The following is a 10,087-nucleotide window of genomic DNA, read 5'->3' as shown; positions in this document are numbered from 1 at the left end:
TTTCGCGAAAGCAACAACAAATAGCCACTGAATTATTAAAAGAAATAAGAGAACGATTACAGTTTTTACTAGATGTAGGTCTCGATTATTTATCGCTAAATAGAAGTGCCAAAACACTTTCTGGTGGAGAAGCACAACGCATACGACTAGCCACACAAATAGGGTCACAACTTGTAGGAGTATTATATATTCTAGATGAGCCTAGTATAGGCCTTCACCAGCGAGACAATGAAAAGCTTATTAATTCCTTAGTTTCTTTAAGAGACACAGGAAACTCTGTTATCGTAGTAGAACACGATAAAGACATGATCGAGCGAGCAGATCATGTGATTGACATAGGTCCACGAGCAGGAAAATACGGTGGTGAGATCATCAGTGAAGGATCGCCGCAAGAGATTTTAAAACACGACACGCTTACTGCACAATATTTGAATGGGAAACGTGAAATAGCAGTTCCTAAAAAGCGCCGCAAAGGAAACGGAAAGAAAATCTCTCTTAAAGGATGTACGGGAAATAATCTCAAAAATGTTTCCATCGATTTGCCATTAGGTCAAATGATAGGTGTGACAGGTGTTTCTGGTAGTGGAAAATCTACTTTAATTAATGAGACGCTCTACCCTATTATGAATGCGCACTTTTTTAATGGTGTAAAAGTTCCGATGCCTTATAAAAGCATCAAAGGACTGGATCATTGTGATAAGGTTATCGATATCAATCAAAGCCCGATAGGTAGAACACCTCGATCTAATCCAGCGACCTATACTAAAACCTTTGACGAAGTAAGATCACTCTTTGCCAAAACTCCAGAAGCATTGATACGAGGTTATAAGCCAGGTCGTTTTAGCTTTAATGTAACTGGTGGACGCTGTGAAACCTGCAAAGGTGGCGGACTAAGAGTTATAGAAATGAATTTCCTTCCAGATGTTTACGTGACCTGTGAAACCTGTCAAGGAAAACGATTCAATAGAGAAACGCTAGAAATACGTTACAAAGGGAAGTCGATAAGTGATGTGCTTAACATGACCATTAACGAGGCAACAGACTTCTTTGAGCCTATTCCTAAAATTTACCGCAAATTAAAAACCATTAAGGATGTAGGTCTCGGTTACATTACTTTAGGACAACAGTCCACTACCCTATCTGGTGGAGAAGCACAACGTATCAAACTAGCAAGCGAGCTTTCTAAAAGAGATACTGGGAACACCTTTTACATCCTAGACGAACCAACCACAGGACTTCATTTTGAAGACGTACGTGTTCTCATGGATGTGTTGAATAAACTAGTCGATAAAGGAAATACGGTGCTCGTCATTGAACACAACATGGACGTGATTAAAATATGCGATTACCTCATCGACGTAGGTCCAGAAGGTGGCCGCGGCGGTGGTACTATAGTTGCAAAAGGAACTCCTGAACAAGTTGCTAAGCATAAAACGAGTCATACGGCTAGGTTCTTGAAGAAGGAACTTTAAATCAGTAGGCAGTATTTCAGGCGGCCGGTGGTAGTACGTATCCCTATTTCTATCACAATTAGTTAAAATTAAAAACTAATTATTTGTATCAGGTCTGTTATAAACTAGATAAAACTCTAGCCTTTCAGAAACTCCAAAAAACTTTTAAAAACCTTGGAGCTAGCTTAACCTATCTAATTCATTTTATCTCGCTTTCGCGAAATCGGAAACTTGAACCAGCATCAAACTCTTAAATCCATTCATAAAAAAATCCTCCATCGATATGATGGAGGATTTAAAATTATCTAAGAAAAGAGATTATGAAAGCTCTTTTGCTCTGCGTTTACGTTCGTTTTCATCTAAGAAGATTTTACGCAATCTTAAATGATTAGGAGTTACCTCTACGTATTCATCTTTCTGAATGTATTCTAAAGCTTCTTCTAGAGTGAATTTTACTGGCGGAGCGATTTTTACTTTATCATCGTTACCGGCACTACGCACGTTAGAAAGTTTCTTTGTTTTAGTAAGGTTAATCGCTAGATCATCTGGTCTAGAGTTCTCTCCTACTACCTGACCACCATAAATCTCTTCACCTGGGTGAATAAAGAATTTACCACGATCTTGTAATTTATCCATAGAATAAGGAATAGAAGTCCCTTTTTCCATAGAGATCATAGAACCGTTAATACGCCCTGCGATCTCGCCTTTGTAAGGTTCAAAACCTACAAAACGGTGGTTCATAATCGCCTCACCAGCCGTAGCTGTGATCAATTGATTACGTAAACCTATGATACCACGAGAAGGGATTTTAAATTCACACACCATGCGATCTCCTTTAGGAGCCATGCTGGTCATTTCACCTTTTCTAAGGGTAACCATTTCTACAGCTTTACCACTTACACTTTCTGGTAAATCTATCGTAAGCTCTTCTATAGGCTCACATTTTACACCATCTATTTCTTTAATGATTACTTGTGGCTGTCCTATCTGTAATTCATAACCTTCACGACGCATCGTTTCAATTAAAACCGAAAGGTGTAATACTCCACGACCGAAAACCATGAACTTGTCTGCACTACCAGTATCGTGTACTTGTAAGGCAAGGTTTTTTTCTAATTCTTTAGTAAGACGGTCTTTAATGTGGCGTGATGTTACAAACTTTCCATCCTTACCGAAGAAAGGAGAATCGTTAATGGTAAACAACATACTCATAGTAGGCTCATCGATTGCGATGGTTTCCATAGCTTCAGGATTTTCAAAATCGGCAACACTGTCCCCTATTTCAAAACCTTCTAATCCTACAATTGCACAAATATCGCCCGCCATTACTTCTTTGGCTTTGGCTTTACCCATTCCGTCAAAGACATAAACTTCTTTTACCTTGGTCTTAGTCTGTGAACCATCGCGCTTACAAAGAGTAACATTTTGACCTTCTTTAATAGAGCCTCTTTTTACACGACCTATGGCAATACGTCCTGTGTAGTTAGAGAAATCTAGGGAAGTAATTAATAACTGAGTCGTTCCTTCTTCTACTTTAGGAGCAGGAACGTGCTCGATAACCATATCTAGAAGTGGCTCAATATTTTCAGTTTCATCTTTCCAGTCTTCGCTCATCCAGTTGTTTTTGGCACTACCATAAACAGTTGGGAAATCTAGTTGCCATTCTTCGGCACCTAGTTCAAACATTAAGTCAAAAACAGATTCATGTACCTCATCTGGAGTACAGTTTTCTTTATCTACTTTATTAACAACCACACAAGGTTTTAAGCCTAAGTCGATTGCTTTTTGTAGTACAAAACGCGTTTGTGGCATAGGACCTTCAAAGGCATCTACAAGAAGTAGTACACCATCTGCCATGTTCAATACACGTTCTACTTCACCACCAAAATCGGCGTGACCAGGTGTATCGATGATGTTGATTTTAGTCCCTTTGTACATTACTGATACGTTCTTTGCAAGAATAGTAATCCCACGTTCACGTTCAATATCGTTGTTATCAAGAATTAAATCTCCGGTAGTTTCATTTTCACGGAAGGTTTCACAGTGGTGTAAAATCTTATCTACTAACGTAGTCTTACCGTGGTCTACGTGAGCAATAATCGCGATGTTTCTAATATCTTTCATAAAAAATAATGCTTCTAAGCGGCTGCAAAAGTAGTCTTATTTATTGGTTTTTAATTCATTGGTTGCGTTAAATGATGGTTATGAGTGAAGTGTTGTGCGTCATAGAGTTAGTGAACTATAAGGATACAACCATATATTTGACTAACTAGTAGATCAATTTCAAGAACATAATCGATCATTACATATTGTAACTGACATCGAAAAAATAAAATTATCATGAACAATAAAGCAACAAAACATTACAAAAGATGGCAATATCAAGCACCTTTAGGCTTAGTCCTAATAGGTGCTGGAATAAGCTGTATTGTGGATGCCGCTTTTTATAGATACGACGGTGCAGCCTGGTGGCAATGGATAGGTTATGGCACCATAGCATTAACTATTTTTAATGCTGGATTAAGTTTATTTGTAGATGCTGGTTTGCACCGCATACGATATGAACAGGCAAATCAATAGTTTACGAACTTTTGAATTTTGTGTTTTAGGGTTATAAATCCTTACAAAGGGTTGATCTCTATCCAGCAAGTTGGCTGGCTTTACTGCTGCCATAACGGGCCGTTATATGTGCTAATTTATAGAAGGGATCAATAACATCTTTCTGTAACCCTATTTAAAAGAGGTTAAAACTGTTATGATTCAATTACTTAACGACTATTATTAAATAGTACTAAGCGCTCCGTACATTACTAAATGTATAGTATTACCAGAACCTAACATGAAATGACCCAAATTAATAAGTTTACATCTGTTCTATTTCATAAATTTCTCTCTGAAGAAACGAGAAAGAGAACAGAAAGAGTCATACTATACGTTGCTCTATTCAGTTTTTTTATTCATCTAGCGGTCATTTATTTGATAGATTTTAATCTGCTGTCGTTTTCTCAAGAATCAGAGCTAATCAAGAATCCTATAGCCGCCATTTACACGCCATTTTCATTCATCTTAATATATGAGGTATATCTTTTAATCTACTACTTACCTAAGTCTTTTACAACATATATTATCAAACAGTATGAGATCATCAAGCTTATAATAATCCGCAAACTGTTCAAAGATTTATCTGCACTAGAATTGACCTCTAACTGGTTTGAAATTAAGGGCGATTTGCAATTTACTTATGACAGCATAGCGTCATTGCTGTTGTTCTTTTTAATTTATTTGTTTCAAAAACAAGGTAACGTAAAATTGAATTGCAAGACACAGCTCCTACTTCCATAGACCGATTTGTAAAAAAGAAAAAAACGATCGCTGTGATTTTAGTGCCATTATTCTTTTTTATGGCTTTGTATACGTTGATTAATTGGTCATTAGAAATTTCGTTTTCAACAAATGAATTGCCACCACTGGACACGATTAACAACCTGTTTTTTGATGAGTTTTTTACTATTTTGATTTTGGTAGATGTAGTATTATTACTCATTTCATTTTTCTACACCCATGAATTTCATAAAACGATAAGAAATTCAGGATTTATAATTTCTACCATACTCATAAGAATTTCCTTTGGAGTCAGTGGACTCATAAGTACCATATTGATTGTGATAGCCGTCCTCTTCGGTCTTGCGATCATTAGTATTCATAATCAGTACGAAATGCAAAAATTGCCAGATGATTTTAATAAAGAAGGTGACTGAAACGTTTGCAAGCTCTTATTAAACGCCTGTATTAGAGTAAATTTCTATGCTTTCTGTAATTTATCTTAGGTAGTTGTAGTGGTGTAATTTTTTACCGCTTTCGCGAAAGCGAGAACATCTACCAGCTCAGTACTATCTATTTGAGACTCGCAAGTTGTTAAGTCTTTCTTAATAAAGAGGAATAAAACCGTCTCAATTTTGTTAGGCAATTGTAAATCATACCTTTGCAGCCGATACAAAAAATATCAATTTTATGAGTCAAGTGAAAGCAAATGACACTGTAAAAGTGCATTACACAGGAAAATTAAAAGCAAACGGACAAGTTTTTGACACCAGTGCCGAAAGAGAGCCGCTAGAAGCTCAGTTAGGTCAAGGTGCATTGATACCTGGTTTTGAAAAAGGTCTTGTGGATATGAAAGTGAACGAGAAGAAAACTATTGAGATACCTAAAGAAGAGGCTTATGGTGAAGTGATGAAAGAACTTTTTCATAAAGTACCTAAAGATCAATTACCTGGCGAGATCAAGCCAGAAGTAGGAATGGGACTTCTGGCACAAAATCCAGATGGAACAGAGCGCCAGTTAAGAGTGGCACAGGTAGAAGAAGATCATATTATAGTAGATGCAAATCACCCACTAGCGGGACAAGATCTTATATTTGAACTAGAAGTTGTAGCTATTAACTAACACTTATTTCTATTTATTAAAGCCCAATGTTGTAACAAGTATTGGGCTTTTTTTATTCTACATATTCTTGTTGCTTTTCTTAAATACATGCGGATATAAAATATACCCTTAAAAGGGTATTTAAGGTTTGTTAGAATACCCCTAATTTTAAAGAACCTAAATAATTATATTATGAAAACATGGATTTTTACTCTAGCCTTATTGTTAACAGGATTAAATTATGCGACTTCTCAATCACTAAGTTTTGATGGCTTATGGGAAGGAACACTCGAAAGAGAAAATGGAGAATCTTTATTTGTACGTATTTATATAGAAGAGAATAACGTCTATATGACTACAAGAGATGAAGATGGAGATTTAGTTAAGGACTATAGCAAACAAGTAATGATGAGCAAAGGATACAAAGGGCAGCTTAACGCCTTCTGGATGGATTCTGGTGGTGTGTGGACAGAGACTCAGTTTTACTCTTTATCAAGAAAATCAGATAGTGTGTTATCTGTCTTTTTTACCAGGCACGTTTCTAATAAAGAAGGTAGTGGTTATACTGACTGGGGTTATACCGCAACGGGAAACATGACCAAACAATAATAAAATTTTTTGATGCAAAAAAAAGCTGACTCATTACGAGTCAGCTTTTACTATTTAAAGGGGAAATCGCTTTTATGCTTCAACTTTTTTTGAAGATGTTACAGCAAGGCTATAGATCACAAGACCAAAACCTATTTTATTGATCGCATCACCTATGTTGTAAACTACATCCATTGCTTCTTGAGCAGCTTTAGGATCATCTACTAACTGTAAGCCGAATAAACCACCTTCAGTTCCTAAGATATAACCTAATGGATAAATAGCCCAACCTACTAGTACAAACCAGCATAATATATTGTGTGCTTTAAGTACTGCTCCACCAGCTGCTGTTGCTAGTTTCTTTGCCTCACCAAACCAAATCATGTATACGATTATGAAGTAAGCAATTCCTGAAACAAGACCCCAAACCCATTGCATAGTTGGGTTTCCTAACGCGATTACTTCTCCAAAGTAACCTGTTACTAGCATTACTACAGACCAGAAGATCAACTTCCACATAAGTCCTAGTTTTGCACCAGCTACTTTAAGTATTAAGTAAAACTCTACACACATTAACGGTACTGTTAACGTCCAGTCTACATATCTAAAGAATGTAGGAGAGCTATCAGTTGCTGCATAATAATCTCTCATGTAGAAATAATGCACCGCTGCAATGAAAGTAATTAGTCCTGAAACTAACACAGAAGTTCGCCATTTGTTGTCAAATTGACTCAATGACAAAAAGAAGAAAGCACTTGCTGCCATCATGGCCATGCTCCCGATGAAGAATGTAAAACCTACATAATCATCTGTGGCCATTTTTGCCACTTCAAGAGTTGAAAGTAAAAAGTTCATATTTTAAGTTTTTATGTTTAAGTAAATATATGAAAGATTAAACATAATTGTTTAACTTTGAAGTGTTAATATTAAACAAAATATATGTCTAGGAAATTTCAGCTCTACAATATGATTATGGTACTGAGCTTTTTCTTCTTATGGATTTCCTTTCAAATACCTGAAAATATGGAATTTGGGCTAGGCTATTTTTTAATACTTACTATAGGAGTAGGACACGGAGCAAATGATTTAAAGATTTATTTTAATAAAAAGAAATGGAATCGTAAGAACACGATTTTATTTCTAACACTTTATTCTTTGCTTGTTTTAGTGGGAACTGGTTTGTTTTTTATATTTCCCGAGGGTCTTTTATTTTTATTTATACTCATAAGTGGTTATCATTTTGGACAAGAGCATTTTGAGAAATATGAGATTGCAACTAACTGGTTGTACCACATATTTGTATGTGCATATGGCTTGATGATTATACTTACCTTATTATACCTTCATGCACGAGAAAGCTTACTGATCATTAACGACTTGCTGGATAGCGATTTAAATCAAGAGGTACTAATGTATCCATTAATAGCATCGGTAACTTTGATGGTAGTATCTTTTTTTAAATTCAAGGATCGTTTTGATCTTAAAGAGGTTTTAAAAGAACTGTTCTATTTGTTACTCCTATTTACCATTTTCTATACTTCTAATCTTATTTGGGGTTTTGCTATATACTTTATATTATGGCATAGCATACCTTCTATCTATAATCAAATTCTTTACTTAGAAGGTATTGTTACTACTCACACGGTAAAAACATATATAAAAGACTCGCTATTATACTGGGTTACTGCTCTTATTTTTCTAGGTGTTTTATATTATTTCCTAAAGGACCACACGAGTCTATTTCTGAGCATCATCATTGCGTTTTTAGGTGGCATTACTTTCCCGCATGTAGTGGTCATGCACCAGTTACATAATAAGTAGCTGGTTTAAAAATTAAAGTGACTCCTGCGAGAAAGCTGCAAAGCAAGTTCTATTTTATCTAAGCACGGTTATCGTGCATTACAAAAAGTGGCAACTCGCTTAACATCCCAAGGTCTTGAACTAATGGTTTATTGAATAGTGTGGAAAAGAAACTGTGCTTTCTATTTATGAAGGCAATCATATCACCACCATTAATATTTACAAATGTTCTTATGCCGCTTGCTACATTCTTACTTTCTATTTCATGAAAAGAATAAGAAGCATCTTCTAAACATTCTTCAAGAAGCTGTTTATTTTCTAATTGTAGCTTTGAAAACTCCTGAGATCCTGTAATATGTAAAACGGAAATATTTGCTGATTGTGTGCGTGCTAGGTCTACAAGATGCGTAAGCTCTTTACTCTTATAATGGGTTTTGAAACTAGTAGAAAAGATAATCTGATTGATAGCTACTTCTTCAGCATCATAAGGTACTCCTATCACTGGACATACACGCAAGTTCTCCATAACATTGATGGTATTGCTTCCTAGAACAGTAGCTCTGTAATTACTTGCACCCTTGGTTCCCATTATTATTAATTGAATGTCACGCTTTTCTACCATTGTTTTCATCGCGCTCAAAAGATCATCTTGTAAGGAAATCGTTTGAAAAGTATGCTTGTCATTTTTAAATAAAGAATCAATTTTTATAATAACCTCTTCTAAACCTCGTGTTGATTGTGTCTTTGCATTTTCAAAAGACAGCTCATCTGACTTTGCATTTATAAGTTCTTTTTTACTCGGTACTGAACTGGTGTACGTGTGTAATATATAAAACTCACACTCTTTATTAAGATACAGTTTTAATGCATACTGGATGGCGTTCCATGCGTTCAATGAAAAGTCAGTGGGAATTAATATTTTATTCTTCATCTTAAAGCTTTTAAATTATTGATAGTAATAGGGTTGTAAGATTAATTTTACTCTGGTGGTAAGATTAGAAAAGGAACTTGAGAATGATGAACGATCTTTTGAACTACAGGTTTAAAAATTAAATTTTCAAAAAAGTTATGATTATTACGCACTAGTACAACCATATCTACCTTGTGGCTAGATTGATAACTTTTAATGGCGTCTATAACTTCCATACTTTCTAAAATGTGAGTCAAATGATGATCATATTCAAAGAATCGATCTAGCGATTCTTTATTCCCTTTTTGCTGGGCTGTAAATGCTGTTCCTTGATACACGTTTAAAAATGTAAGCCTGGAAGAAAAAGTTTGAACAAGCTGTTTTAATAAAGATAGCCCCTTTTGAAACTTATTAATTTTATAGTCTGTGGTAAATAAAATTTTCTCTAAGTTTTTAAACGTACTTCCTGCAGGCACTCCTAATACTGGAACTTTTGAATTCTTAATAACTTGCATGGTTTGAGACCCTATAAAAACTTCCTTTAATCCTGATGCTCCATTAGTTCCCATCACGATTGCATCCACAGCAATTACTGAGACTAATTCTTCTATCTCTAAACTCAGTAAATTAAAAGTGGACCTACCTTGAAAAGTATGAAGCCTATTAGGGAAACGATGCTGCATATCTTCTATGAGGGCATTAATTTTAGACTCTGATTTCTTTTGAAACAACTGCCCTAAGTCCATATCTACCTCTGCATTAATACCGTAAGTTGATGCTGTAAAAACAGCAACCGGCTGGTATGTATTGAGAATTAAAAATGTGCACTCATCATTTTTAAATAGCTGCAGTGCATAAGTAATAGCATTTATAGAAGTCTCAGAAAAATCGGTAGGAAGTAATATAGTTTTCATAG

At 35.5% G+C, this 10,087-nt stretch carries 11 protein-coding genes; 6 read left to right on the top strand and 5 right to left on the bottom strand.

The features are described 5' to 3' along the window. On the top strand, positions 1–1,472 hold a 1,472-nt coding region (gene uvrA, locus A9Q93_RS12370; protein WP_303687714.1), incomplete at its 5' end, for an excinuclease ABC subunit UvrA. A gap of 297 nt (positions 1,473–1,769) precedes the next feature. On the opposite strand, the gene typA is transcribed toward uvrA, so the two are convergent. Further along, positions 1,770–3,575 carry a translational GTPase TypA gene (gene typA / locus A9Q93_RS12365; protein ID WP_303687713.1) on the bottom strand — a complete coding sequence of 602 codons (1,806 nt, stop codon included), beginning with the start codon at positions 3,573–3,575 and terminating at the stop codon, positions 1,770–1,772. Between the two features lie 216 nt (positions 3,576–3,791). Here typA and A9Q93_RS12360 point away from each other — a divergent pair, with 216 nt between their 5' ends. Further along, positions 3,792–4,031, top strand: a complete 240-nt coding sequence (locus A9Q93_RS12360; RefSeq protein WP_303687712.1) for a hypothetical protein — start codon at positions 3,792–3,794, stop codon at positions 4,029–4,031. Between the two features lie 734 nt (positions 4,032–4,765). Beyond that, the gene (locus tag A9Q93_RS12355; RefSeq protein WP_303687711.1) at positions 4,766–5,209 is read left to right on the top strand and encodes a hypothetical protein; all 444 of its coding nucleotides are present in this window, start codon (positions 4,766–4,768) and stop codon (positions 5,207–5,209) included. 65 nt (positions 5,210–5,274) lie between these two features. On the opposite strand, the gene A9Q93_RS12350 is transcribed toward A9Q93_RS12355, so the two are convergent. Continuing rightward, the gene (locus A9Q93_RS12350; protein WP_303687710.1) at positions 5,275–5,448 is read right to left on the bottom strand and encodes a hypothetical protein; all 174 of its coding nucleotides are present in this window, start codon (positions 5,446–5,448) and stop codon (positions 5,275–5,277) included. A 14-nt stretch (positions 5,449–5,462) separates the two neighbouring features. Between A9Q93_RS12350 and A9Q93_RS12345 the strand changes: the two genes are divergently transcribed. Together A9Q93_RS12345 and A9Q93_RS12340 are read left to right on the top strand one after the other, a co-directional pair. Next, positions 5,463–5,894: a peptidylprolyl isomerase gene (locus A9Q93_RS12345; RefSeq protein WP_303687709.1), complete on the top strand. Its 432-nt coding sequence runs from the start codon at positions 5,463–5,465 to the stop codon at positions 5,892–5,894. 171 nt (positions 5,895–6,065) lie between these two features. Continuing rightward, positions 6,066–6,482 carry a hypothetical protein gene (locus tag A9Q93_RS12340; protein WP_303687708.1) on the top strand — a complete coding sequence of 139 codons (417 nt, stop codon included), beginning with the start codon at positions 6,066–6,068 and terminating at the stop codon, positions 6,480–6,482. A 72-nt stretch (positions 6,483–6,554) separates the two neighbouring features. On the opposite strand, the gene A9Q93_RS12335 is transcribed toward A9Q93_RS12340, so the two are convergent. Continuing rightward, positions 6,555–7,316 carry a bacteriorhodopsin-like gene (locus A9Q93_RS12335; RefSeq protein WP_303687707.1) on the bottom strand — a complete coding sequence of 254 codons (762 nt, stop codon included), beginning with the start codon at positions 7,314–7,316 and terminating at the stop codon, positions 6,555–6,557. Positions 7,317–7,400: 84 nt separating this feature from the next. Between A9Q93_RS12335 and A9Q93_RS12330 the strand changes: the two genes are divergently transcribed. Further along, the gene (locus tag A9Q93_RS12330) at positions 7,401–8,282 is read left to right on the top strand and encodes a Brp/Blh family beta-carotene 15,15'-dioxygenase (RefSeq protein ID WP_303687706.1); all 882 of its coding nucleotides are present in this window, start codon (positions 7,401–7,403) and stop codon (positions 8,280–8,282) included. A gap of 58 nt (positions 8,283–8,340) precedes the next feature. On the opposite strand, the gene A9Q93_RS12325 is transcribed toward A9Q93_RS12330, so the two are convergent. Then, complete coding sequence (locus tag A9Q93_RS12325; RefSeq protein WP_303687705.1) at positions 8,341–9,192, bottom strand: universal stress protein; 852 nt, start codon at positions 9,190–9,192, stop codon at positions 8,341–8,343. Between the two features lie 47 nt (positions 9,193–9,239). Further along, positions 9,240–10,085, bottom strand: a complete 846-nt coding sequence (locus tag A9Q93_RS12320; RefSeq protein ID WP_303687704.1) for a universal stress protein — start codon at positions 10,083–10,085, stop codon at positions 9,240–9,242. Between the last annotated feature and the right edge of the window lie 2 nt (positions 10,086–10,087).

Source organism: Nonlabens dokdonensis (assembly GCF_002162835.1).
GTDB classification, from domain to species: Bacteria; Bacteroidota; Bacteroidia; order Flavobacteriales; family Flavobacteriaceae; genus Nonlabens; species Nonlabens dokdonensis_B.
Note: the sequence above shows the minus strand (reverse complement) of the source record. Positions and strands in the feature narration are given on the sequence as shown.

Coding starts and splice junctions, on each gene's coding strand:
- A9Q93_RS12320 (WP_303687704.1), bottom strand. CDS start 10,085: ATGAAAACTATATTACTTCCTACCGATTTTTCTGAGACTTCTATAAAT.
- A9Q93_RS12335 (WP_303687707.1), bottom strand. CDS start 7,316: ATGAACTTTTTACTTTCAACTCTTGAAGTGGCAAAAATGGCCACAGAT.
- A9Q93_RS12340 (WP_303687708.1), top strand. CDS start 6,066: ATGAAAACATGGATTTTTACTCTAGCCTTATTGTTAACAGGATTAAAT.
- typA (WP_303687713.1), bottom strand. CDS start 3,575: ATGAAAGATATTAGAAACATCGCGATTATTGCTCACGTAGACCACGGT.
- A9Q93_RS12330 (WP_303687706.1), top strand. CDS start 7,401: ATGTCTAGGAAATTTCAGCTCTACAATATGATTATGGTACTGAGCTTT.
- A9Q93_RS12325 (WP_303687705.1), bottom strand. CDS start 9,192: ATGAAGAATAAAATATTAATTCCCACTGACTTTTCATTGAACGCATGG.
- A9Q93_RS12360 (WP_303687712.1), top strand. CDS start 3,792: ATGAACAATAAAGCAACAAAACATTACAAAAGATGGCAATATCAAGCA.
- A9Q93_RS12345 (WP_303687709.1), top strand. CDS start 5,463: ATGAGTCAAGTGAAAGCAAATGACACTGTAAAAGTGCATTACACAGGA.